The following is a 22,752-nucleotide window of genomic DNA, read 5'->3' as shown; positions in this document are numbered from 1 at the left end:
GAGGGCTGGAACAGAGTCCACCGAATTTCCGGTGGACTCCCGACGCGACCGCGTTGGCGTCTGGCTCGTCCCGATGCTGTGGACTCTTGCCCTTGGTCTGTGGGGGCTGTCGCGGCAGGGGAGCGTGTGGCGTGACGAGGCGGCGACCTGGCAGGTGGCCGAACGCTCCACGACCGAGATCTGGCGCATGCTGGGGAACGTCGACGTCGTGCACGGCTGCTACTACCTGTTGATGCACGGCCTTTTCGAAATTTTCGGGCCCAGCACCACCACCCTGCGGCTGCCCTCGGTGCTGGCCATGGCCGTGGCGGCGGCCTGCGTGGCGGCCATCGGTCAACGGCTGGCCGGCAAGTGGGTGGGTCTGGCGGGCGGGACGGCGTTCGGGCTGCTTCCGGCCGTGCAGTTCTATCTTCAGGAGGGCCGGCCGTACGCCTTGGTCGCAGCCGGGGCGGGGATCTCCACGCTGCTCCTGGTGAGCGTGCTCCAGAGGCGTGTCCGGGCGGTGTACTGGGCTGCCTACGGCGGTACCGTCCTGTTGTGCGCGCTGCTGAACTGGCTCTCCCTCATGATTCTGCCGGCGCACCTGGCGACCCTGCTCTGGACCCGGGCAGGGCGCGGAGTGTGGGCACGCTGGACGGCGGCCTCCGGGATCGCCATGGTCTGTGCGCTGCCACTGATCCTTTTCAGTCGCGGCCAGTCCGCACAGGTGTCCTGGATCCCGCCACTGACCTGGCACATGCTGATCGGTCCTGCGGTCCTGCTGTTGATCGGTGGTGTCGGCGCCCTGCTGGACCGGCCCCGTGTCGGCCGACTGTCGGTGGCAGCTGTCGGGTTGCCGTTGCTGGCGGTGCCGCAGATCGGCCTGGTCGGCCTTTCCCTGATCCAACCGCTGTTCCTGGACCGGTACGTCCTCTTCAGCCTGCTGGGGCTGGCACTGCTGATCGGTACGATGGTCGGCTCGGCGGTACAGGTTGCCGCACCGCGGTTCCCGAGAGCGGCGAACTGGATTCTCCCTGTGCTGATCGCCGTGGCGATGCTCGCACTGCTGCCGCAGTCACTGGCCAAGCGGTCTCCGGCAAGCCGGGTGGACGACGTCGTGGCGATAGCGTCGGACGTGCGGCGGATGAAGGAGACCGGGAGTGCGGTGCTCTTCATCCCAGCGGCACGGCGAGACACCAAGTCCGTTTCCCCGAGCGCCTTCACCGGTCTGCGGGACATCGCTCTCAAGGAGAGCCCGGTGAAGTCGGGGACACTCAAAGGTGTGGAGGCGAGCTCGGCTCAGATACGCGCCGCGATGCTGGCCCAGCGGCGGATCCTGCTGGTGACGGACGCGGCGCGGGTGGCGAGGCCGGTGACGGCCAAGCGGGACAAGACGAAGATCTCCGTGCTGACGAAGTACTTCACGGCTGTGGCCGACGAGCAGGTCCGTGGCCGTCGCGTGACGGTGTACGAGCGGAGGGCCGACAAGTAGACGCGCGTCAGCGGCCCACTCGACGTCCGTACCGCCGCTCGGAAGCAGGGTGAGGTTTTCGGCGGCGCGGAGGTTCACCGAACGGGTGCGGAAAGCGCCGCGGGTGAGTTGAGTAGTCGGCCGCGTGGGAGGCGTACCCATCCGGTAGTTGAGCCGTCGGGAAGCAGTTGAACCGGTGGTCGCCGCGGAGGGCGTCGCGCCGGACCGACAGTCGACCAGGTGGGCGGCCCGTTGAAAAAGGTGGCCGGCTGGGTGCGGGACTGTCGATCCGGTTGCCGGCCGGGCGTTGGACCTGCCGAACCGGCGGTTGGCCGGGTGGGAGGCGAGTTGAATCGCCAGCCGGCCAGGTGGGTGGCCCGTCGGACCAGCGGTCGGCCGAGAGGGAGGCCCTCCCATCCGGTAGTCGGGCAGCAAAGGTGTTGGACCGGATTCCGGCTGAGCGCGAGCCCTGTCAAACCGGAACCCGGACGGGACGGGGGACTCCGTCAAACCGGAATCTGGGCTGTTGGGCGACTCCGCCAAAACCAGAACCCGGACGGCCCGGGCGGCGTCTCTGCCGAACCTGGATCTGGCCGGGGTGGCGTCTCTGCCGAACCTGGATCTGGCCGGGGTGGCGTCTCTGCCGGACTTGGATCTGGCCGGGGTGGCGTCTCTGCCGGACTTGGATCTGGCCGGGGTGGCGTCTCTGCCGAACCTGGATCTGGCCGGGGTGGCGTCTCTGCCGGCCCTGGATCCGGACGGGGTGGCGTCTCCGCCGAACCTGAATTCGGACGGGCGGGCGGTCCCTACAGGGCCGCCAGGTCCACGATCCAGAAGCTGGCGGCCGCCACCAACGCCGCTGCGGGCATCGTGATGAACCAGCCCATGACGATGTTCTTGGCGATGCCCCAGCGCACCGCCTTCACGCGCTTTGTCGCGCCCACGCCCATGATCGCCGAGGTGATCACGTGGGTCGTGGAGACCGGGGCCTTGAAGAGGTAGGCCGTGGCGAACATGATCGACGCGCCCGTCGTCTCCGCCGCGAAGCCCTGGGGCGGGTCCAGTTCGATGATCTTGCGGCCCAGGGTGCGCATGATGCGCCAGCCGCCCGCGTACGTGCCCAGGGACAGCATCACCGCGCAGGAGATCTTGACCCAGATCGGGATCGGGTCGCCGTAGTCCTCGACGTCGGCGATGACCAGGGCCATCACCACGATGCCCATCGTCTTCTGGGCGTCCTGGAGACCGTGGCCCAGGGCCATGCCCGCCGCCGACACCGTCTGGGCGATACGGAAGCCGCGCTTCGCCTTGTGCGGGTTGGCGCGCCGGAATATCCACATGATCGCCGTCATCACGAGGTAGCCGGCCAGGAGGCCCACCACCGGGGAGACGAACATCGGGATGACGACCTTCTCCAGGACGCCGTCCCAGTAGACCTTCGTGCCGCCCGCCAGTGCCGCCCCCACCATGCCGCCGAACAGGGCGTGCGAGGAGGACGAGGGGAGGCCGAAGTACCAGGTGATCAGGTTCCAGGTGATCGCGCCGACCAGCGCGGCGAACAGGATCGCCATGCCGTGGGAGCCCTTGGGCGTCTCGATCAAACCCTCGCTGACCGTTTTCGCGACGCCGTTGCCCAGGAACGCGCCGAGCAGGTTCATCACCGCGGCCATCGCCAGTGCCGCGCGGGGCGTCAGCGCACGGGTGGACACGGACGTGGCGATCGCGTTCGCCGAGTCGTGGAAGCCGTTCGTGTATGTGAATCCGAGCGCGACGCCAATGGTCACGATCAGTGCGAAGGTCTCCATGAACGGGTCAGGACTCCTTGACGGCGATGGTCTCCACCGTGTTCGCCACGTGCTCGAAGGCGTCCGCCGCCTCCTCCAGCACGTCCACGATCTGCTTGAGCTTCAGCACCTCGATCGCGTCGTACTTGCCGTTGAACAGGTGGGCGAGAAGCTTCCGGTGGATCTGGTCCGCCTGGTTCTCCAGCCGGTTGATCTCGATCCAGTACTCCGTCAGGTTCTCCATCGTGCGGAGGTTCGGCATCGCCTCCGCCGTCAGCTCCGCCGCCCGCGCCAGGACCTCGATCTGCTGCTCGACGCCCTTGGGCAGCTCCTCCACGTTGTAGAGGACGACCAGGTCGACGGCCTCCTCCATGAAGTCCATGATGTCATCGAGCAGCGAGGCGAGGTTGTAGATGTCCTCACGGTCGAACGGCGTGATGAACGAGGAGTTCAGCTGGTGGAAGATCGCGTGTGTGGCGTCGTCACCGGCGTGTTCCGCGGCCCGCATACGCTCTGCGATCTCGGCCCGGCCGGAGGCGTCCGCCCCGAGCAGTTCCATGAGGAGTCGCGAGCCCGTGACGATGTTGTCCGCTGACGCGGCGAACATGTCGTAGAAGCTCGTCTCCCTGGGGGTCAGACGAAATCGCACGTGAGGTCCTCGGAGTCCTTCGGATTCGGTCAGGCTGATGCTAGGCGCAACATCCGGCCACGGCTAACGGGTCGCCCCCCAGTGTCGCCCATCGCGCGGAGTGGACTGCACGGTGGTCTATACCTGGGCGGCGCGGTGGGTTCTGGGCGAGGTTCTGGGCGCCTGATCGGTAGCGGGTACAGGCCCTATACCCAGCAAAGTTGGTTACGATATACCCGGCAGGGGTATATCAACCGGTTTCTGTCCGCTGACTTGTCCAGTGTCTTGTCCAACGGGAGGACGTATGACGACCACCGAGGCCGGTGCGGAGACGCCCGACGTCGTGACCGACCACGACCGGGGTGTGCACGGCTATCACAAGCAGAAGGACGAGCATCTGAAGCGGCTGCGCCGGATCGAGGGGCAGATCCGCGGGCTCCAGCGGATGGTCGACGAGGACGTCTACTGCATCGACATACTCACCCAGGTCTCCGCCTCCACCAAGGCACTTCAGTCCTTCGCGCTCCAACTCCTGGAGGAGCATCTGCGTCACTGTGTCGCGGACGCGGCCGTCAAGGGCGGTACCGAGATCGACGCGAAGGTGGAGGAGGCGACCAAGGCGATCGGTCGTCTGTTGCGTACCTGATGCGTACCTGAGGCTGCGTCACGCGACGAACGGCGTTTTTCAGCCACCCGTCGTGAGCTTGCGGCCCTCGCGTTCCTCCGCCACCCGCAGCACCTCGTCGATGCTCTCCAGGCTGAGGCGCTCCTCGTCGGCCGCCGAGGCCGCGATGATCAGGTCTCCGCACAGCTCGATCTCGGCGAGGGCCACGTGGTCCTGAACTGTCGTACCGCCGACCGCAGCCACGTGCTCACCTCTTCCCTGCCGTCACCGGCTCGCTGTCACCGCCTCCCAGAGTAGGGAGTGGTCTACACACCGCGCATGGCACGGACGGGCTAGTCCTTGCGTGACGCCGGACGCAGCCGGGGCGTGCGGGGTTGCTCCTCCCGGACCCTCGCGCGTCGGCCCTCACTGCTCGGAGACGCGGCCCGCGTAGATGTCCGCAGGCCGTGGCAGCCGTACGTGCACGGGGGCGCCGAAGTCGTACAGCAGCGTCGTCGAGACGACCGCGACCGTGTCCTTCTGCTGCCCGTTGACGAAACTGAACCGGTGCAGGAGCTTGCGGATGCGGCCCTCGTTGTCGAGGTAGGCGTCGAAGGGGACCCTGGCCGTGGCGAACCCTTTCGCCGCCGCTCGCAGCGGGCCCCTGTTACCGGGCGAGGCGCTCCTGGCGGCCTCGGCGAGGTCGGCCGTGCCCCGGTAGTGCCGTACCTCGGTGCCGGCGACCCGGGCCCGGCCGACGTACGTCGCCTCGCGCGTCCCGCGCAGCACCTCGGCGGCGGCGAGCGGGTCCGTGGCCCCGCCCGTCACCAGGTTGCCGTCGGACAGGGTCGCCGTGTCCACCCGTACCCACTTGTCGGCGGGCACGCCCGCACCCCGGTTCTTCATGAACAGGGCGCCAGGGGCGAGGAGTTCGGTGATCGGGCGGTGCGGGCTGGCGCCCGCCGGGTCCTGGGGGAGCAGCACGCGCAGGTGGCCGAGCTGCTTCGTGTAGTCGTAGACGCCCTCGCCCCGGATGGTGACGCGGGTGCCGCCGGTGGCCATCTCCATGGAGGTGGTGGTCCGGGACGTGCCCGCGTCGACCAGCGTCGCGGCGGCGTTGTGCAGGACGCGGACCGCGTCGGTGGCCGGACGTGGGTCGTCGGTGACGGTCTCGCCGCTGCCCGTGCAGCCGGTGGCGCAGATCAGGAGACCTGTCGTCAGGAGAGCCGTGGTCAGAAGGCCCGTCGTCAGGAGGCCCGTCCTCGGGCGAGCCGTCGTCGGGCGAGTTGTCGTCGTGGTGGCCGTGACGGCCGTTCCGCCGCCGCGCCAGTGCCGCCGCCGTTCCATCGCCGTCCACCCCCAAGCCGGGCCGTCGGTCCACGGCCGCGTCCTTCCGCTTAACGAGGGGTGGGGGAGGTTGTCACGCCGATGGCGGTGCTTTGCGCGGGGGTGGGTACCGTTGGGGGTGTGGCGCAGCAGGACCGAAGCGAACATTCGCGGTTTTCCGAAGAGCACTCCGTTTCCATGGTCGAGCACGGGCCGTTCTGCTTCGCCAGATGCGCCTGCGGGTGGCGCGGGCCGGCCCGTCGGGCCCGCAGTCTGGCCCGGACGGACGGCAAGGGGCACGAGGACGGCGACCTGTCCCACTAGTCCAGGAGGTCCAGAAGTCCAGGAGGTCCAGTAGTACTGGTCCGGTCCCGGCTACCTCTGGCGCAGGTTCAGCAGTTCGTCGACGAGGTCCTTGTCGCGGGGCTGGGTGAGGCGTTCGCGGGCCGTCGCCGGGGGCAGCCACAGGATGAGGTCGACCTCGTCGTTCGGGGCGAAGGCGCCGGACACCGCCTCCGCCGCCCAGTAACTCACCTGCTTGGGGCGGCCGTTGGCCTCGTAGTGGGAGGCGGTGAGAGGAGCGCCGGGGGCAGCCTCGTAGCCCGTCTCCTCCTCGACCTCGCGCAGCGCGGCGGCGAGTGTCTCCTCGCCACGCTTCAGCCGGCCTTTCGGGTGCGACCAGTCGTCGTACTTCGGCCGGTGGACGAGGCAGATCTCCAGGCCGCCGTCCAAGGGGGAGCGGCGCCACAGGACGCAGCCGGCGGCCAGGACGGGGCGTTCGTCCGGTCCTTCGTCGGCGGGGGCCGTCTCGTACGTCACCTCGTGCTCACCGCCTTCTTCTCCCAGGACTGCTGGAACGCGAACCGTGCCGCCTCCACCTCGTGACGCTGGTCGGCGTGGAGCACGCCGAGCGCGTACGCCGTCGCCGGGGCGATACGGGGAGTGCGTGCCGCCGCTGCCGCCGCCGCGGCGGCCTCGGACGCGTCCCGGTGCCGGTTGAGTGCCGTGCCGGCCGTCAGCATCCGTACGTCGACCCGGGCTTCGTCACCCTCCAGGACCTCGTGGGCGTAGCGGCGCAGGCGCAGGAGGAGGCGTACGTGGTGCCAGGGGGCGTCCTGGGGGTGGGGGGCCGGGTCGAAGGACAGGCCGTGGACGAGGGCCTCGGCGTTGTAGGGGTGGCCGGCGGTGAGGAGGGGGAGGGCGGTGACGGCGTCGCACAGGCGTTCGTGGGCGGCGGCGGCGAGGGGGCGCAGGTCGGTGGGGGTGGAGACGGCGGCGGGGGTGAGGGGGACTTCGCTGGCGAGGACCGCGACGTTGTCCGCCACCGCGTGGAAGCGGGAGGAACCCAGGGCCTGCAGGGCCGCCGAATGGGCTCGTGTGCGGGCGAGGGTCAGTTGGCGTTCGAGCAGGGCGCCTGCTCTCGCGGCGCCCAGGGTGAGGTTGGCGCGGTCCGGGGTGGGCGCCTGGGAGGGGGCACCGGCGATGCCGGGTTCCGCTTTCGGTGGGACGGGATCCGCCCCGGCGGAACGACTGCCCACAGCGACCTGCGTCGGGATCGGCGTCGCCCCCGACAGTCGATGCAGGGCCAGCAGCAGGCGTTCCAGGCGGGCCGCGTAGGCGTGTTCGCGGGCCAGGGTGCCGGAGAGCCAGGCCAGTTCGGGGTGCATCGCCTCCGCCCAGGTGGGGTCCAGGAGGGGGCGGAAGGTGTGCAGGGTGCCGGTGATGCGGCGGGCCGCGTGGCGCAGGGAACGGGCCGCGTCCACGGGCTCCTCGCCGGGGGACGCGGAGGAGCCCGTGCCTGACTCCCTGTGCAGGCGCAGGGCGCGGAGGAACTCCGTCGCCTGCGTCCGCAGGTAGTCCGCCAGAGCTTCGCAGCTCACGGGGCCGGCGGGCCCGGCGAGTTTGGCGGGTCCGGCCGTCGTGGGGTCGGTCGGGTCAAGTTGTCGCTGTGCCACGCCTGCGCCTCCGGGCGTCTATGAGCATCTCCTGGACGTTTCGCAGTGGTTGGCCCTCGGCGTCCGTCGCGTGCCGGGTCCACTCGCCGTCCGGGCCCAGGTGCCAGGACTGCGTGGTGTCGGACATGCCGGTTTCCAGCATCCGGCTGAGCGCGGCCCGGTGGGCCGGGTCCGTGACCCTGACGAGTGCCTCGATGCGGCGGTCGAGGTTGCGGTGCATCATGTCGGCGCTGCCGAACCACACTTCGGGCTCGCCGCCGTTGCCGAAGGAGAAGACCCGGGAGTGTTCGAGGAAGCGGCCGAGGACGGAACGGACCCGGATGTTCTCGGAGAGGCCCGGCACCCCGGGGCGTACGGCGCAGATGCCGCGGACCCAGATGTCGCACGGGACGCCTGCCTGGGAGGCGCGGTACATCGCGTCGATGATCGCCTCGTCCACCATCGAGTTGACCTTGATACGGACGTACGCGGGACGTCCGGCACGGTGGTGCTGGACCTCCTTGTTGATCCGCGAGATCAGGCCGTCCCGCAGGGACTTGGGGGCCACCAGGAGGCGGCGGTAGGTCTCGCGGCGGGAGTACCCGGACAGCCTGTTGAACAGGTCCGAGAGGTCCGCGCCGACCTGCTGGTCAGCCGTCAGGAGGCCCAGGTCCTCGTACAGGCGGGCCGTCTTGGGGTGGTAGTTGCCGGTGCCGACGTGGGAGTAGCGGCGCAGCGTGTCGCCCTCCTGGCGGACCACCAGGGACAGCTTGCAGTGGGTCTTCAGGCCGACGAGGCCGTACACGACGTGGCAGCCGGACTCCTCCAGCTTGCGCGCCCACTTGATGTTGGCCTGCTCGTCGAAGCGGGCCTTGATCTCGACGAGGACGAGGACCTGCTTGCCGGCCTCCGCCGCCTCGATGAGGGCGTCCACGATCGGGGAGTCGCCGGAGGTCCGGTACAGGGTCTGCTTGATGGCGAGGACGTCGTCGTCGCCGGCCGCCTGCTCCAGGAACGCCTGGACGGAGGTGGAGAAGCTGTCGTACGGGTGGTGCAGCAGGACGTCCCGTTCGCGCAGGGCCGCGAAGATGTCCGGCGCGGACGACGACTCGACCTCGGCCAGGTCGCGGTGGGTGCCGGCGATGAACTTCGGGAACTTCAGCTCGGGCCGGTCGAGGGAGGAGATGCCGAAGAGGCCGGTGAGGTCGAGCGGACCCGGCAGCGGGTACACCTCGGCCTCGGTGATCTTCAGCTCGCGTACCAGCATGTCGAGGACGTACCGGTCGATGGACTCCTCGACCTCCAGGCGCACCGGCGGCCCGAAGCGGCGCCGCATCAGTTCCTTCTCCAGGGCCTGGAGGAGGTTCTCGGCGTCGTCCTCCTCGACCTCCAGGTCCTCGTTGCGGGTGAGGCGGAAGGCGTGGTGCTCCAGGACCTCCATGCCGGGGAACAGCTCTTCGAGGTGCGCGGCGATGACGTCCTCAAGGGGCACGTACCGGCTCGGGGAGGCCTCCAGGAAGCGGGACAGCAGCGGCGGTACCTTCACGCGCGCGAAGTGGCGGTGTCCGCTCACCGGGTTCCGGACGATCACGGCCAGGTTCAGGGAGAGGCCCGAGATGTACGGGAAGGGGTGCGCCGGGTCGACGGCCAGCGGGGTGAGGACCGGGAAGATCTGGTGGCGGAAGAGGGTGAACAGGCGGGCCTGCTCCTTCTCCGTCAGCTCGCTCCAGCGGACCAGGTGCACGCCCTCCTCGGCGAGCGCCGGGGCGACGTCCTCCTGGTAGCAGGCGGCGTGCCGCGCCATCAGCTCGCGGGAGCGGGCCCAGATCATCTCCAGCACCTCGCGGGGCTGGAGACCGGACGCGGAACGGGTGGCCACGCCGGTGGCTATCCGGCGCTTCAGGCCGGCCACCCGGACCATGAAGAACTCGTCCAGGTTGCTGGCGAAGATCGCGAGGAAGTTAGCCCGTTCGAGGAGGGGCGTGCCCGGATCCTCGGCCAGTTCGAGCACTCGCTCGTTGAACGCGAGCCAGCTGCGCTCCCGGTCGAGGAAGCGGCCCTGCGGCAGCAGCTCGCCGTCGTAGGGGGCCTCGACGTACTCGTCGAGGTCGGCGTCGATGTCGGGTTCCAGGTCGGAGACCACGGCCGACACCGTGTGCGGGCGGTGGGAGGTCAGGGAACCGACGGACGGCTGCGCGTGCTGGACCTGCGACTGGGCGTTTGGCTGGCTCATGACCCCATTGTTCCGCGCCGGGGCCGGGACAGTCGCGTCGGAGCGCGCGGGCGGGAGTGCGGCGGGGGCGGACCGGGCCGCTCCGGTCCCGTTGGTGCCCTCTGGGGGCGGCGAAGGCTCAGGCACGGCGGGCGTCATTGGGTGAGCGTCGCAAGCCTGGCTGAATCAATGGTTACGGGGACATGACGTGCGGGATATCGGGGGGCGGCTCGCGGGTGCGGGCGCCTGCGGCGGGCGGCGCGGGGTTGGGTGCGAGGGTTGGGGTGGGCTCCCCTGGGGGCTGCCGCCCCCAGACCCCCGCACCGGCCCTGAACGGGCCTTGTCCTCAAGCGCCGGACGGGCTTGAGGGGGCGGGCCGGGGTGGTCAGGCCGTGCGGCGGCGCAGCAGCCAGAAGGTGGCGGCTGTCGCGGCGGCGGTGAGGGCGAGGACGATGCCGGTCTCCATGAGCTGGAGGGGCCAGAAGTGGGAGGCCGGGTGGTAGTCGCGGAAGTAGCCGACGATGTCGTGGTCGGCGAGGCACTTGGTGTCGGACACGCAGTAGGGGTCGCTCACGTGCTTCCCGGTGCTGGTCAGGGCGCCGTCGCCGACGACCATGCCGGTCCACTCCGGGTAGCCGGTCTTCCGGGTCAGGGTCTCGACCGGCCACAGGTGCGGACGCAGGTCGTCGAGGACGCTCATGAGGGTCAGCAGGGACAGCACGGCGACACCGAGGGCGGGCAGCGGCCGGCGTAGGAGCAGGCCCGCGAGGGCGCCGAGGGCCAGGCCGAGCAGGGGGTACGCGGTGGCGAGGGTGCCGTTGGCGAAGTAGTTGCCGTTCTCGTGCCACTTCCAGGAGCCCAGAGGCCCCCACACCTCGCTGTGCTTGTCCCACACCAGTCGGTGCAGGAACGTGAGGAGGGCGGTTCCGGTGACGAGCAGCGCGCCCGGTACGGCGAGCTTGGCGGCCAGCCAGCGGGCCGGGGAGACCGACTGGGTCCAGGCCAGCTGAGCGGTGCCGTTCTCCAGCTCACGGCTGATCAGGGCGCCGCCCGCCCAGGCGGCGGTCAGGAGGGGGACGACGTTGAGCAGCCCTCTGCCGACGGACACGGCGGTGCCGAGGAGGTCCCGGTCGCCTCCGGAGTAGTCGCAGGCCTGTGCCACGGCCCCGTCGTGGCAGCCGGCCCTGGTGAACTGGGCGAAGGCCGCGTCGAGCCCGTATCCGTAGGTCCACAGCAGAGTCCCGGCGGCCACGGCGACCAGCAGCAGCCAGAACCAGAGTGCCGAGCGGTGCAGGATCAGCAGGGCGGCGGGCAGGCCGTGGGGGCGCAGGCGGGTGCGTCGTGGGCTCGCTGGGACCGCGAGCGCGGTGGTGCTGGTCATACGAGGGCTCCCGTACGGCGTCTGAGGACGGCGAACGCGATCAGCGCGGCCACCGCCACGAGGGCGAGGAGGATGCCGGTCTCCACGAGCTGGAGGGGCCAGAAGTGGGAGGCGGGGTGATAGTCGAGGTAGACGCCGGCGACGTCGTTACGGGCGACGCACGAGGCGCTGTCTCCGCAGAGCAGGTCGGGGATACGGGCGCCGGTGGAGGTGTAGGAGCCCTTGCCGGCCCACATGCTGACGGTGTCCTCGAACCCGACGGGGCTTTTCCGGGTCTCGGTCGGCCACAGGTGCGGACGCAGGGACTGGAACTGCTGTACGAGGATTCCGACGGCGACGATTCCGACGCCGAGACCGGGCAGCGAGCGGCGCGCGACCAGGCCCGCGAGGACGCCGAGGGCCAGACCGGTCAGGGCGTAGGCGGTGGCAAGGGTGCCGTTGGCGTTGAAGATCTGGGGATCGAACCAGTTCCACGTGCCGTACCACTGCGTCAGTTCGGGGTTGGACGCCCACATCAGGCGGTGCAGTGCGGTGAGGAGGAGGGTGCCGGTGGCGATCAGTACGGCCGGTACGGCGAGCTTGGCGGCGAGCCAGCGGGCCGGGGACACGGACTGGGTCCAGGCCAGCTGTGCGGTGCCGTTCTCCAGCTCGCGGCCGATGAGCGAGCCGCCCGCCCACGCGGCGATCAGAAACGGGGCGACGGTGATGAGGGAGCTGCCGAGGCCCACGCCCGTGGCCCAGCGGCTCACATGCGCACTTCCCGTGTCACAGCCGAGGTTCGGAGTGCCGTCACGGCAGCCCGACCGGACCAGTTCGTCGAGGGCGGCGTTCGCGCCCGGCCCGTACGTCCACAGGATCACGCCGGCGGTCAGGGCGACGTACAGCACCCAGAACCAGAGCGCGGAGCGGTGGACGCGCAGCAGGGTCCAGGTGAGGCCGTGGGGGCCGCGCGAACCCCGGGACTGTTTCCGTGCCGAGGGCGCGGTGGCCGTCAGGGCGGTCATACGACGACCTCCGCGGACTCGTCCGTCGACTCGTCGGCGTCGAGGTGCAGGGGCGGCGCCTCCGGGGAGCGGAGGTGGGCGAGGACCAGTTCCTCCAGGGTGGGGGTGACGCTCTGCCAGGTGCCGGCGAGGCGGCCTCCGGCGCGGATGAGGGCGGTGGTCTGGCGGCCCGTCGTACGGGACTCGACCACCGTGTGGCCGTCGAGGTCGGCTGCCGGCCCGGTGATCAGGGTGTGGGCGGCGAGCAGGTCGTCCAGCGGGCCGGCGAGGCGGACCCGGCCGGCGCCGAGGAGGAGGACGTGGTCGCAGGAGCCCTCCAGCTCGGCCACGACGTGCGAGGACATGACAACCGTGGTGCCGTTCTCGGCGGCGTCGGCCATCAGGGTGCCCATCAGCTCGTGCCGGGCGAGCGGGTCGAGGTCGGCCATCGGCTCGTCCAGGAGCAGCAGTTCAGGGCGCTTGCCGAGGGCGAGGGCGAGCGCGACCCGGGTGCGCTGGCCGCCGGAGAGGGTGCGGATCTTGGCGTCGGGGTCGAGGGCCCCGTCCGCGACGACGCCTTCGGCGACGGCCCGGTCCCAGCGCCGGGGGTTGAGTTCCTGACCCAGCCGGAGGGTGTCCCCGATGGTGAGCTGGGGGTGCAGGGGCTTGTCCTGGGCGACGTACGCCACGCGCTCGCGCGCCGCCGCCGGGCTGGTGCCGAGGACGCTGAGCGTGCCCTCGGTGGGCCTGAGCAGTCCGGCCGCGTGGGCCAGCAGCGTCGACTTGCCGGCGCCGTTGGGCCCGACGACCGCGCAGACGCGCCCGGCCGGCAGCCGGAACGCGCACTCGTGCAGCGCCCAGCCCTTCCGCCGGCCGAGGCCGAACCGCTTGCCCAGTCCGGCCGCCTCCATGGCGGTGTCGCTCATCCCTGGTCCCCCTTGAAATGCGTGTCGAGCACGGAAGTGAACAGCGCCGCCACGTCGTCCCGTTCGAGTCCGGCCGTACGGGCCCGGGTGGCCCAGTCGGCCAGTTCGGCGCCGAACGGGGAGTCCGCCGGGGCGGCCCCCAGCGACTTGCGGACGAACGTGCCGAGGCCCCGCCGCGCCTCGACCAGGCCCTCGCGCTCCAGCTCGCGATAGGCCTTCAGGACGGTGTTCGGATTGATGGCGGTGGCCTCCACGACCTCACGGGCGGTGGGCAGCTTGTCGCCGGGTTCCAACAGGCCCAGACGCATGGCCTGTTTGGTCTGCTGGACGATCTGCAGATAGGTGGCGACGCCGGTGCGTCTGTCGATGCGGTACTCGACCACTCGTACAACCACCCTTTCACTAATTGAGTAGTGAAAGGGTGAACCAAGAAGGGGGGCGGTGTCAAGATCACCGCCCCCACTTGGGGAGATTGCCGCCGTTACCCCGGCGTGGCTACGACTCCGTGCGGTACATGAGGTCCGTCTCGTGGGTGTCGAAGCCGAGCCGTTCGTACAGGCTCACCGCCGCCGTGTTGTCCGCGTCGACGTACAGCATCGCCGTGGGCAGCCCGCGCTCGGCCAAGTGACGCAGGCCGATCGTCGTGAGCGCCCGTCCGAGGCCGCCGCCCTGGGCGCCCGGGCGCAGGCCGATGACGTACACCTCGCCGAGGCGCTCCGCCACGTGCGTCTTCGTCCAGTGGAAGCCGACGAGTTCGCCGTCGCGGAAGGCGAGGAAGAAGCCCTCCGGGTCGAACCAGGCCTCGCCCTTGCGGTCGTCGAGGTCGCGCTGGGTCAGGGAGCCCTGCTCGGGATGGTGGGCGAACGCGGCGGCGTTCACGGCGAGCCAGGCCGCGTCGTCCTCGCCGGGGACGAAGGTCCGTACCGTCACGTCCTCGGGGAGCTTCGGCTCAGGCAGCTCCAGGTCGGTCAACGGCCGCCGTAGCTGGCGCAGTTCGCGGAAGAGGGCGAGGCCGAGGACCTGGGCCAGATGCCGGGCGGCGGAGTGGCCGCCGTGCGCCCAGACGCGCAGCCGCTTGCCGGAGGCGGCCAGCAGGGCCGAACCCAGCGCGCGCCCGTGACCGTGGCCGCGGACGGCCGGGTGGACGGCCAGCTCGGCGGCCGGCGCCTCGACCGGGTCGGTGTCCTCCAGCTGTGCGTAGCCGACGAGTTCGCCGCCCACGGAGAGGAGGAAGTGCGACACGCCCTCGCGGGCGCCCCCGCGCAGCTGCAGCCGACCCTGCTCGGACACCGCCTGCTGCCCGTCGGCCTGGGCGGCGTCCGCGAGCAGCGCGAGGACGGCGTCGGCCTGTGCGGGGGTGAGGGCGGCCAGGGTGTCGATGGAACGAGACAGGCCGGGAGGAACGGGGCGCGCGGTGTCGTCGCTGGTCATGGCTACGAGGGTAAGGCCTGCCCGTTTCATGGTGAATCGACGGGGAAGGCAATCGTTCCGTAACCCCGAACCCCTGTCGCGCTACGCGCGTTGACCCTAGGCTGCGCCGGGACGGGGCTGAATTCTCACGCTTTTCTTACGTCCTCTCATGGACTCCCTTCCTCTTCTCTCGTCCACGAACTTCAGGGGGGCACATGCCTGTCACACCCCAGCCGTACCACCGCCGCAGACGCCGTACGCGCGCGCTGCTCGCCGGCGTCGCCGGTATCGCCACGGTCGGCGCTCTCGCCGCCGCGGCTCTGCCGGCCAGCGCCGGCGACAGCTCGTACAAGCCCGGCGGTCACGGCCACAGCAAGCCGAGCCGTTACCAGGACGTGCAGTTGCTGTCCTTCAACGACCTGCACGGCAACCTGGAGCCGCCGTCCGGCTCCTCCGGCCGGGTCACCGAGATCCAGGCCGACGGTTCGACGAAGACGATCGACGCGGGTGGTGTCGAGTACCTCGCCACGCATCTGCGCGAGGCCCGCAAGGGCAACCCGTACTCGATCACGGCGGCCGGCGGCGACATGGTCGGTGCCTCCCCGCTGATCTCGGGCCTCTTCCACGACGAGCCCACCATCGAGGCGCTCAACGGCCTCGACCTCGACGTCACCTCGGTCGGCAACCACGAGTTCGACGAGGGTGCCAGGGAACTGGCCCGGCTGCAGAAGGGCGGCTGCCACCCGACCGACGGCTGCTACGTCAAGGGCAAGAAGTTCAAGGGCGCGGACTTCCCCTACCTCGCGGCGAACGTGCTCGACGAGAAGACCAGGAAGCCGATCCTCAAGCCCTACTGGGTGTGGAAGAAGAACGGCGTCAAGATCGGCTTCATCGGCGTGACCCTGGAGGACACCCCCGGTGTCGTCTCCGCCGAGGGCGTGAAGGGCCTCAAGTTCAAGGACGAGGTCGAGACGATCAACAAGTACGCCAAGGAGCTGGAGAAGCAGGGCGTCAAGTCGATCGTGGCCCTGATCCACGAGGGCGGCCTGCCCGCCTCCGGCTCCTACAACTACGACTGTGACGCGGCGGGCGCCGGCTCCGGCATCTCCGGGCCGATCGTCGACATCGCGAAGAACGTCACCCCGAAGGTCGACGCGCTGGTCACCGGCCACACGCACGCCGCCTACGCCTGCACGATCCCGGACCCGTCGGGCAAACCGCGCACGGTCACCTCGGCCGCGTCCTTCGGCCGCCTCTACACGGACACCACGCTGACGTACGACCGCTGGACGGGTGACATCGCCCGTACGGCCGTCTCCTCGGCGAACCACGTGGTCACCCGGACCGTCGCCAAGGCCGCGGACATGACCGCCCTGATCGCCCGCTGGAACACCCTCGCGGCGCCCATCGGCAACCGCGCCATCGGCTACATCTCCGGCGACATCAACAACACCGGCACCGAGTCCCCGATGGGCGACCTCATCGCCGACGCGCAACTGGCGTACGGCAAGAAGCTCGACCCGGAGACCGACCTCGCGCTGATGAACCCGGGCGGTATCCGGGCGGGGCTGACGTTCGCGGCCAAGGGCAGTGAGGGCGACGGTGTCGTCACCTACGCCGAGGGCTTCACCGTCCAGCCGTTCTCCAACACCGTGAACCTGCAGAACTTCACCGGCGCCCAGCTGATCTCCGTACTCCAGGAGCAGGTGAGCGGTACGAACGCCGCCTCGCCGAAGGTGCTCCAGGTGTCCTCGGGGCTCACCTACACGCTCGACATGACGAAGGCGGGCGCGGAGCGCCTGGTCGCCGCCTCCGTCAGGCTGAACGGTGCGGCGATCGACCCGGCCGCCACCTACCGCGTCGCGACGAACAACTTCCTCGCGGGCGGCGGCGACGGCTTCCCGACGCTGGGCCAGGGCACGAACGACCTGGTCGGCACGGACGACCTGGCCGTGCTGGCGGACTACCTGACCGCCAACTCCACGGCGACGACCCCGATCGCGCCGCCGGCGGCGAACCGGATCACGATCGTGCAGTAGTAGTTGCGGTAGCGGTGTCGGTGTCCGCATCGGTAGCGGCATCGGTAGCGGTTTTATCTCGGAGGGCCCAGGGCGTATCGCCTTGGGCCCTCTCTGGGAAAGGATCGTGCAGCCCGTGCAGCCCGTGCAGCCCGTGCCGTTGTGCGATGGTCAGCCGGCCGTGGGTGTCCAGTCGCCCAGCCAGTCGGCGACCTCCTGGTTGGTGGCCTGGGCGTCGGTCAGGATCGGGCGTTCGCTGCTCGCGGCGCCCGAGCCGGCGCCGGTGTTCTTGTACTCGGCGAAGCGGTCGGCCTTCCACGAGAAGCCGCTCATGTCGGTCCAGGGGGTCGTCCTGATCGCCGCGCTCAGCGAGGTGTTGCGGACGGTGGTCTGCGGGTCGAGACTCGCGTCGCCGCCCGCGTGCCAGGGGCGGCCGAGGTAGAAGCTGCGGTCGGAGACGTCACCGCTCACCGTGGAGTTGGCGATCAGGATGCCCTTGCGGTTCGCGGCGGTGCTGGGAGCCGTGACGTAGCCGGCCGAGGTGCCGTTCCAGCGCTTCTTCAGGGTGATGACCGACTTGTCGATCACGGCGGTGGCCCGGCCGAAGATGAAGTCGGTGTTGCCGATGACGTAGGAGTTGGTGATGTAGACGCGGCCCAGCTTGTCCTTGGACGCGGTGTCCACCAGCAGGGTGTCCTGGTCGCCGCTGACGATGACGCCGTCGAGCAGCACCTTGTCGGCCGAGGTGCGCAGGGCGACCGCCTGGTTGGCGATGTCCTGGTGCGCGGCCTCGTCGAAGTCGTTGGAGATGGTCAGGTTGCGGGCCTGGAAGTCGTCCGCGTCGACCGCGACGGTGGCGCTGCCGCCGGTGCCGTACGTGCCGGAGCCGTCGGGCTTCGGCGTACCGGACGCGTTGTTGTAGACGATCGTGGTGTCCTTACGGCTGCCGCCGCTGCCCTGGATGGTCACGTGCGGCTTGTTCGACGGAACCTTGACCAGCTCGCGGTACGTGCCCGGCTTGACGGAGATGACCACCCGGGAGGCGTTGTTCGCGGGTACGGCGTTCACGGCGGCCTGCACGGTCCGGTACTGGCCGGAACCGTCGGCGGCGACGGTGAGGGTCGTGGCGGCGGCGGACGTGGTGGTCGCGCCCGACGTACCACCGCTCGCCCTGGCCACGGAACTGCGGGGCCCCGCACCGGACTTGAGTAGGGCGGGTACATCGGCCGCCTTGTCGAGCGTGTAGGCGTAATACTTCTTCGGGTCCCAGGCCGCGCCCGACCCCCCGCTCTCGTTCTTGCCACTGGTCCCCGAGAAGACGTTGCCGCGCTGGACGAGGGTGGCGGTGGCGTCGCGGACGACCGGGTTGGTCATGCCCTGGAAGTAGGAGTTCTCGAGCACCATGTTGGTCTTGCCGCGGGAGTAATTGCCGTACGAGGACTTGATGGTGGTCCCCGCCTCGTCCTCCAGGAAGTTGTTGTAGAGGTGGGCGTGGGCCACGTTGTCGGTGGACGGGTTGCGCTGCTCGGTCTCGCGGATCCAGTTGTGGTGGATCGTGATGTCGGCGGTGGTGTTCTCGGTCCAGCCGATACCGAAGGCCTTGTTGTCCTGGCTCAGCTTGTTCCAGGAAACGGTCAGGTAGGTCGTGTCCTTGCGGCTGTCGATGAGACCGTCGGCCATGTGGCGGATGTCGTTGTGGTCGATCCACACATGGTGCGCGCCATCCATCTGGATGCCGTCGAAGTCGTGCTCCTTGTCGTTCCAGACACCCTGGTAGGCGTCGCGGATGGTGAGATTCCGGATGATGACGTTGTGCACGCCCTGCCCGAGGAAGAAGCCGCCCCCGACGATCTGCCCGGAGGTCCCGGACCCGATGATGGTCTTGTCGGACTGGACCTTGATCTCCTTGCCGACCGGGTTCATGCTGATGGTCGCCGCGACGACGATGACGTACGGCTCGGACGCCGTCGCGTACCTCTCCAGGTCGGCGAGCGTCTTCACGGTGACGGTCTGACCGTCCCGGCCGCCGTAAGTCCCGTTCTGGCCGAGGGCGTTGACGGAGGCGAAGCCGTTCGCCACGTCGGTGACACCGGCGAGCGCGGAGGAAGCGGTCCTGGCCGAGGTGGTCGCGGACGCGGCGGACGCCTCGGGCTGCGCGTCCGCACCGAACACACCGAAGACCCCGCCGTAGGCCATGGCCCCGGCGGAGGTCAGGGCCAGCGGGATCCCTGCGAGCAGTGCGGTCTTGCGGCGGCGATGACGACTACGACCACGGGACGTGCTGCGGGTTTCGCTCACGGCTGCTTCCGATCAAGTGAGGGGTTAACTGGTGGGGGAACCACGTCACTTGGCTGTCGCAGCCGGGAGAGAAAAGGTTGCCGTGCCGAGGAGCCGAAGAAGAACGGGGACCGGAGAGGAAACGGAATGATCGGGACGGTGTTCCGTACGGACGACGTACCTGCGGGTGACAGGTTCGACTACTGGCAGGACCTGGTCGGCCGCACGCGCTCCAGCGCACTCGTCAGCGAGCACGCCGCCGACTTCTGGGCGGAGCAGCGGCTGATGGAACTGGGGCCGGTGGTCGTGAGCCAGATGTCGTTCCTGCCGACTCGCTACCGGCGGACCCCGAAACTGGTGCGCCAGTCCGACCCGGAGTTCTATCACCTGACGCTGCTGATCGACGGCGGGCTGGCACTCGACCATGCCGGGCAGACCAGCACGTTCACCTCACGTGACCTGCACCTGGCCGACAGTTCGCAGCCGTACGACGTCAGGTCGGCGGACGATCGGCAGGGCGGCGTCGTCACGGGGATGGCCGTGGACTTCCCCAAGGCACTGCTGCCCCTGCCGCCGCACCGGGTACGGGAGTTGCTGGGCCGGCGACTGCCGGGGCGGGAGGGGGTCGGCGCGCTCCTGGCGGACTTCGTCGTCGGGCTGGACCGGCAGGCCGCCACCCTGCAGCCGTCCGACGCGCCCCGCCTGGGCACGGTGGTCCTCGACCTCATGTCGGCCTGGTTCGCGCAACTGCTGGAAGCGGAGGCCGCGTTGTCGCCGGAGACGCGGGGGCGGGCGACGGCGACACGCGCCCAGGACTTCATCCGGCAGAACCTCCACGACCCGGAGCTGACACCACCGGTGATCGCCGCGGCCCACAACATCTCGCTCAGCTATCTGCACCGCATCTTCCAGCAGCAGACCCAGGGCGAACCGGTCGCCGCCTGGATCCGCCGCCAACGCCTGGAGCACGCTCACCGGGACCTGGCGGACCCCGCACTGCGCTGCACGCCGATCCACATCATCGCCGCCCGCTGGGGGTACCAGCGCCCGTCCGACTTCACCCGGGCGTTCCGGGCCGCGTACGGGATGTCACCCAGGGACTACCGGCAACGGGCCTTGCCCCAAGGCCAGTAGGACGCGAGTAGACGCAGTGCCAAGGAACTGTGGACCGACTGCGAACGACAACAGGGCGGCGCCCGGGCATTGTTGTTCCCGCAACGGGGGAGAACCTCGGGCGGGGAGCCGACTGACCCGATCTGCTCGGCACCCCGCCCGAGGAAACCCCGGTATCACCACTCTGCCGGGATCCGCCCACCCCGGCTGACCGCGATCCGCAGGACGTCCGCCAACGACTCGGTGGCCCGCGTGAGCGCGAACCGCACGGCCCGCTCCCCCGCCCTGGGGTCACCGAGCAGGGCCCGCGCCCCCTTCAACACCTGCTCCCCGGAGTCCAGTTGGGCTGCCTCGATGTCGTCGGCGAGGAGAGAGAGCCGGCTGAGGTCACTGTCGGTGCTGAGATTGCAGGGTCGGCCTTCGGGGGTGGTCCAGGGGAGGAGGCGCATGTGTCGCTGATTCCTTCTGAGCGTGGGGGGCGTTCTGATGAGTGGCGATTACCGTTCGCGTTCAGATCGTCACCGGTTCGACGTACGCTGCGGAAGAGGGCGGGCGTTGCCGGGGACCTGGCGTTGTCCCCGTCGGACTCGCTCACGTTCATCAGGGGTCCACTGGAGGAGCACGGACCATGACTCACACCCTCGACCTCAGCACGGCTGTGTGGCGCGAGTCGAGCTACAGCGGAGGGGGTGCCAACGACTGCGTCGAGGTCGCCGGACAGCAAGGCTCCGGCCGCTCGCCCCCTGGTCTTCGGAGCGGCTTCCTGGAAGGTGTTCGTCGAGGGCGTCAGAGGCGCGTAGCGCGCCCCGGTCCGGGGCGGAAGGCTAGTGTGGCGCTGTATCCGTTTCGTGTGTTTGCGGTGCGTGAGGAGCAGCGGTGATCACCCGGATCGAGATCGACGGCTTCAAGACGTTCGACGACTTCTCGCTCGACCTGCCGCCGTTCCTCGTCCTGCTGGGCGCGAACGGTTCGGGCAAGTCCAACCTGCTGGAAGCGGTGGCGTTGCTCGGACAGCTGGTGAGAGAGCCGAGCAGCCAGACGCTGGTTCGGTATGCCAGGCGGGGCGGCCCCCGGGAGTTGTTTCGGCGGAGGCCGGACGGTGCGTTGGTCGACGAGATCCGGATGAGCGCGACGGTCTTGGTGCAGGTCCAGTTCCTTGGAGCCGTGCACATGCGCGTCGATGTGAGGATCGGCTATCGCGATGCGCCGGAGCCGCTGGCCGTCGACCTGTCGCTCGGGGCAGTCGGCAGCCATGGACTGGGGGTGTCACCGGAGACGGCCGAGCAGATCGACGGCAATGCCTCCTTCTTGTTCGGGAGGGCACCTGGAATTGAGGAGGAGCACGAGTCCCAAGACGCCTCCAACTCACTGAAACGTGCTGCTGCCAGTTGGTGGATCCTCGACCCTGTGCCTGAGGCGATGCGGCAGTTCGCGGACGCGTACGACTCCGACCGACTGGCCGAGGACGGGCGCAACCTCGGGGCCGTGCTCGGTCGGCTGTGGGAGGGGGATCCGGAACGGAAATGGGCCTTCGACGCGGATGTGTCGGCCCTCCTTCCCGAGATCCGCGAGATCGATGTGGTCCGGGACCAGGATCGAGCCCAATGGGATGTCTGGATCCAGTACAAACATGAGCCGAGAATGGCTACACGCGTTGTCTCCGGCGGGACTCTGCGGGTGCTTGCCTTGCTGGCGGCGGCACACGATCCAACCCATCCCGGAGTACTGATGTTCGAGGAACCCGAGAACGGGTTGCATCCGAGCCGAGTACCCAGATTGTTGGAGCGGCTGAGGGGGCGCGCCACAGATCTTGGCTCGTATGAACCTTCGACGAAATACCGCATTCCTGGAAGTGAGGGTCACGTCGACCTTCGCCAGATCCTTGTGACCTCGCACTCCCCAGTGGTCCTTGCCTCCCTCCTCGACGACGCCCCCCACGACGTCGTCTTCCTCGACACGGTCACTCGCCTCGGCGGAGGCAAATTGCCGGCTCGCCTGACCCGGTCCCGGAAGGTCGCCGACAATGGCGAGCGGGGAACCTACGTCACGCCCATGGAGGTACGCCAGTACCTCGACCCCGTGGGGTACGCCCATGGCGCGTAGGTACCTGAGCATTGCGCTGCTGACTGAGGGCCTGAGCGACCAGTGGTTCTACGTGCCGCTCATCGACCGTCAAGTGGAGGCACTGGAGTCGGAATCCGAGGTCGGGTTCGACTTCGTGGGGACGTCTCCCGGCAGTTGCTTCACCGTCGCACCACGTGAACGTGTCGTCCAAGAGGTCGAATTGCTCCTGGAGCACATGGACGTCGTGGTCGTCCATCACGACCACAACGAGCGGGGCAAGGTCGACGCCCTACGGGCTGGGCTGAGCCAACCGCAGTCCGCGAAACGCGTCGTCGGGATCGTCCCCGTGCGGGAGACGGAGGCCTGGATGCTCGCCGACCCGACTGCCTTGCCGGACGGCCCGGCAACGGTGGTACGGGAGTTGATCCGATCGCCGCGCGAGGTCGAGAAGGTCGCCGATCCGAAGAAGGCCCTGGGCCGGGCATTCGGCCCACGGCATCGGCCTGAGTACGACTTCGACCGGCTGGGGCAGCGAGTGTCCTTGACGGTGCTTCAGCAAATCCCCGCCTACAGCCGCTGGGTCGGCGATCTTCGCGAGGCCCTGGAACGGCTGCGCTGCCTGTGACCACACAGAGGGCCTTG

At 69.5% G+C, this 22,752-nt stretch carries 21 protein-coding genes; 7 read left to right on the top strand and 14 right to left on the bottom strand.

All coding sequences use genetic code 11. The features are described 5' to 3' along the window. Nucleotides 1–73: 73 nt before the first annotated feature. Entirely contained in the window at nucleotides 74–1,471 is a 1,398-nt protein-coding gene (locus tag QA861_RS20660) for a glycosyltransferase family 39 protein (protein ID WP_334589810.1), read from the top strand. A gap of 785 nt (nucleotides 1,472–2,256) precedes the next feature. On the opposite strand, the gene QA861_RS20655 is transcribed toward QA861_RS20660, so the two are convergent. Together QA861_RS20655 and QA861_RS20650 are read right to left on the bottom strand one after the other, a co-directional pair. Continuing rightward, nucleotides 2,257–3,255 carry an inorganic phosphate transporter gene (locus QA861_RS20655; protein ID WP_334589809.1) on the bottom strand — a complete coding sequence of 333 codons (999 nt, stop codon included), beginning with the start codon at nucleotides 3,253–3,255 and terminating at the stop codon, nucleotides 2,257–2,259. Between the two features lie 7 nt (nucleotides 3,256–3,262). Continuing rightward, nucleotides 3,263–3,883: a DUF47 domain-containing protein gene (locus tag QA861_RS20650; RefSeq protein WP_334589808.1), complete on the bottom strand. Its 621-nt coding sequence runs from the start codon at nucleotides 3,881–3,883 to the stop codon at nucleotides 3,263–3,265. Between the two features lie 283 nt (nucleotides 3,884–4,166). On the opposite strand from QA861_RS20650, the gene QA861_RS20645 reads away from it, so the two are divergent. Then, the gene (locus QA861_RS20645) at nucleotides 4,167–4,508 is read left to right on the top strand and encodes a metal-sensitive transcriptional regulator (RefSeq protein WP_319097087.1); all 342 of its coding nucleotides are present in this window, start codon (nucleotides 4,167–4,169) and stop codon (nucleotides 4,506–4,508) included. Nucleotides 4,509–4,547: 39 nt separating this feature from the next. Here QA861_RS20645 and QA861_RS20640 read toward each other — a convergent pair whose 3' ends face one another. The 10 genes from QA861_RS20640 to mshD all read right to left on the bottom strand — a co-directional run bounded on the left by QA861_RS20640 (nucleotide 4,548) and on the right by mshD (nucleotide 14,659). Then, nucleotides 4,548–4,730 (bottom strand): hypothetical protein, encoded by a 183-nt coding sequence (locus QA861_RS20640; protein ID WP_334589807.1) that lies wholly within the window; start codon nucleotides 4,728–4,730, stop codon nucleotides 4,548–4,550. A 162-nt stretch (nucleotides 4,731–4,892) separates the two neighbouring features. Continuing rightward, nucleotides 4,893–5,813, bottom strand: coding sequence for an SCO4651 family lipoprotein (locus QA861_RS20635; RefSeq protein WP_334589806.1), 921 nt, complete (start codon nucleotides 5,811–5,813; stop codon nucleotides 4,893–4,895). 354 nt (nucleotides 5,814–6,167) lie between these two features. Continuing rightward, nucleotides 6,168–6,611 carry an NUDIX hydrolase gene (locus QA861_RS20630; RefSeq protein ID WP_334589805.1) on the bottom strand — a complete coding sequence of 148 codons (444 nt, stop codon included), beginning with the start codon at nucleotides 6,609–6,611 and terminating at the stop codon, nucleotides 6,168–6,170. Next, nucleotides 6,608–7,747, bottom strand: a complete 1,140-nt coding sequence (locus QA861_RS20625) for a CHAD domain-containing protein (protein WP_334589804.1) — start codon at nucleotides 7,745–7,747, stop codon at nucleotides 6,608–6,610. The genes QA861_RS20630 and QA861_RS20625 overlap by 4 nt, the downstream gene beginning before the upstream one ends. Then, on the bottom strand, nucleotides 7,728–9,959 hold the full coding sequence (locus QA861_RS20620) for an RNA degradosome polyphosphate kinase (RefSeq protein WP_334589803.1): 2,232 nt from the start codon (nucleotides 9,957–9,959) through the stop codon (nucleotides 7,728–7,730). Before QA861_RS20620 ends, QA861_RS20625 begins: the two co-directional genes overlap by 20 nt. A 364-nt stretch (nucleotides 9,960–10,323) precedes the next feature. Then, nucleotides 10,324–11,319 carry an ABC-2 membrane transporter-related protein gene (locus tag QA861_RS20615; RefSeq protein WP_334589802.1) on the bottom strand — a complete coding sequence of 332 codons (996 nt, stop codon included), beginning with the start codon at nucleotides 11,317–11,319 and terminating at the stop codon, nucleotides 10,324–10,326. After that, nucleotides 11,316–12,323, bottom strand: a complete 1,008-nt coding sequence (locus tag QA861_RS20610) for an ABC-2 membrane transporter-related protein (RefSeq protein WP_334589801.1) — start codon at nucleotides 12,321–12,323, stop codon at nucleotides 11,316–11,318. Before QA861_RS20610 ends, QA861_RS20615 begins: the two co-directional genes overlap by 4 nt. Then, complete coding sequence (locus tag QA861_RS20605) at nucleotides 12,320–13,228, bottom strand: ABC transporter ATP-binding protein (protein ID WP_334589800.1); 909 nt, start codon at nucleotides 13,226–13,228, stop codon at nucleotides 12,320–12,322. The genes QA861_RS20610 and QA861_RS20605 overlap by 4 nt, the downstream gene beginning before the upstream one ends. Beyond that, a complete protein-coding gene (locus QA861_RS20600; protein ID WP_334590633.1) occupies nucleotides 13,225–13,611 on the bottom strand; it encodes a GntR family transcriptional regulator in 387 nt (128 codons plus the stop codon). The genes QA861_RS20605 and QA861_RS20600 overlap by 4 nt, the downstream gene beginning before the upstream one ends. Before the next feature lie 112 nt (nucleotides 13,612–13,723). Next, nucleotides 13,724–14,659 (bottom strand): mycothiol synthase, encoded by a 936-nt coding sequence (gene mshD / locus QA861_RS20595; RefSeq protein ID WP_334589799.1) that lies wholly within the window; start codon nucleotides 14,657–14,659, stop codon nucleotides 13,724–13,726. A 194-nt stretch (nucleotides 14,660–14,853) separates the two neighbouring features. Between mshD and QA861_RS20590 the strand changes: the two genes are divergently transcribed. Continuing rightward, nucleotides 14,854–16,677 carry a bifunctional metallophosphatase/5'-nucleotidase gene (locus QA861_RS20590; protein WP_334589798.1) on the top strand — a complete coding sequence of 608 codons (1,824 nt, stop codon included), beginning with the start codon at nucleotides 14,854–14,856 and terminating at the stop codon, nucleotides 16,675–16,677. A gap of 150 nt (nucleotides 16,678–16,827) precedes the next feature. Here the strand turns inward: QA861_RS20590 and QA861_RS20585 are convergent, their stop codons facing one another. Continuing rightward, on the bottom strand, nucleotides 16,828–18,954 hold the full coding sequence (locus tag QA861_RS20585; RefSeq protein ID WP_334589797.1) for a pectinesterase family protein: 2,127 nt from the start codon (nucleotides 18,952–18,954) through the stop codon (nucleotides 16,828–16,830). Nucleotides 18,955–19,080: 126 nt separating this feature from the next. Here QA861_RS20585 and QA861_RS20580 point away from each other — a divergent pair, with 126 nt between their 5' ends. Next, nucleotides 19,081–20,067, top strand: coding sequence for a helix-turn-helix transcriptional regulator (locus QA861_RS20580; RefSeq protein WP_334589796.1), 987 nt, complete (start codon nucleotides 19,081–19,083; stop codon nucleotides 20,065–20,067). 155 nt (nucleotides 20,068–20,222) lie between these two features. Here the strand turns inward: QA861_RS20580 and QA861_RS20575 are convergent, their stop codons facing one another. Next, nucleotides 20,223–20,495, bottom strand: a complete 273-nt coding sequence (locus QA861_RS20575; RefSeq protein WP_334589795.1) for a hypothetical protein — start codon at nucleotides 20,493–20,495, stop codon at nucleotides 20,223–20,225. Nucleotides 20,496–20,674: 179 nt separating this feature from the next. On the opposite strand from QA861_RS20575, the gene QA861_RS20570 reads away from it, so the two are divergent. From QA861_RS20570 to QA861_RS20560, 3 genes are read left to right on the top strand one after another with little or no spacing between them, the layout of a single operon-like run. Continuing rightward, a complete protein-coding gene (locus tag QA861_RS20570; protein WP_443041520.1) occupies nucleotides 20,675–20,926 on the top strand; it encodes a DUF397 domain-containing protein in 252 nt (83 codons plus the stop codon). Next, entirely contained in the window at nucleotides 20,923–22,149 is a 1,227-nt protein-coding gene (locus QA861_RS20565) for an AAA family ATPase (protein ID WP_334589794.1), read from the top strand. The genes QA861_RS20570 and QA861_RS20565 overlap by 4 nt, the downstream gene beginning before the upstream one ends. Next, complete coding sequence (locus QA861_RS20560; RefSeq protein ID WP_334589793.1) at nucleotides 22,139–22,735, top strand: hypothetical protein; 597 nt, start codon at nucleotides 22,139–22,141, stop codon at nucleotides 22,733–22,735. Before QA861_RS20565 ends, QA861_RS20560 begins: the two co-directional genes overlap by 11 nt. Nucleotides 22,736–22,752 lie beyond the last annotated feature (17 nt).

Source organism: Streptomyces sp. B21-083, from assembly GCF_036898825.1.
GTDB lineage: Bacteria > Actinomycetota > Actinomycetes > Streptomycetales > Streptomycetaceae > Streptomyces.
Note: the sequence above shows the minus strand (reverse complement) of the source record. Positions and strands in the feature narration are given on the sequence as shown.

Bases quoted from the DNA above. Each gene is read 5' to 3' on its own strand.
- QA861_RS20660 (WP_334589810.1), top strand. From the start codon at position 74: ATGCTGTGGACTCTTGCCCTTGGTCTGTGGGGGCTGTCGCGGCAGGGG.
- QA861_RS20655 (WP_334589809.1), bottom strand. From the start codon at position 3,255: ATGGAGACCTTCGCACTGATCGTGACCATTGGCGTCGCGCTCGGATTC.
- QA861_RS20645 (WP_319097087.1), top strand. From the start codon at position 4,167: ATGACGACCACCGAGGCCGGTGCGGAGACGCCCGACGTCGTGACCGAC.
- QA861_RS20635 (WP_334589806.1), bottom strand. From the start codon at position 5,813: ATGGAACGGCGGCGGCACTGGCGCGGCGGCGGAACGGCCGTCACGGCC.
- QA861_RS20620 (WP_334589803.1), bottom strand. From the start codon at position 9,959: ATGAGCCAGCCAAACGCCCAGTCGCAGGTCCAGCACGCGCAGCCGTCC.
- QA861_RS20615 (WP_334589802.1), bottom strand. From the start codon at position 11,319: ATGACCAGCACCACCGCGCTCGCGGTCCCAGCGAGCCCACGACGCACC.
- QA861_RS20610 (WP_334589801.1), bottom strand. From the start codon at position 12,323: ATGACCGCCCTGACGGCCACCGCGCCCTCGGCACGGAAACAGTCCCGG.
- QA861_RS20605 (WP_334589800.1), bottom strand. From the start codon at position 13,228: ATGAGCGACACCGCCATGGAGGCGGCCGGACTGGGCAAGCGGTTCGGC.
- mshD (WP_334589799.1), bottom strand. From the start codon at position 14,659: ATGACCAGCGACGACACCGCGCGCCCCGTTCCTCCCGGCCTGTCTCGT.
- QA861_RS20590 (WP_334589798.1), top strand. From the start codon at position 14,854: ATGCCTGTCACACCCCAGCCGTACCACCGCCGCAGACGCCGTACGCGC.
- QA861_RS20580 (WP_334589796.1), top strand. From the start codon at position 19,081: ATGATCGGGACGGTGTTCCGTACGGACGACGTACCTGCGGGTGACAGG.
- QA861_RS20575 (WP_334589795.1), bottom strand. From the start codon at position 20,495: ATGCGCCTCCTCCCCTGGACCACCCCCGAAGGCCGACCCTGCAATCTC.
- QA861_RS20570 (WP_443041520.1), top strand. From the start codon at position 20,675: ATGACTCACACCCTCGACCTCAGCACGGCTGTGTGGCGCGAGTCGAGC.
- QA861_RS20560 (WP_334589793.1), top strand. From the start codon at position 22,139: ATGGCGCGTAGGTACCTGAGCATTGCGCTGCTGACTGAGGGCCTGAGC.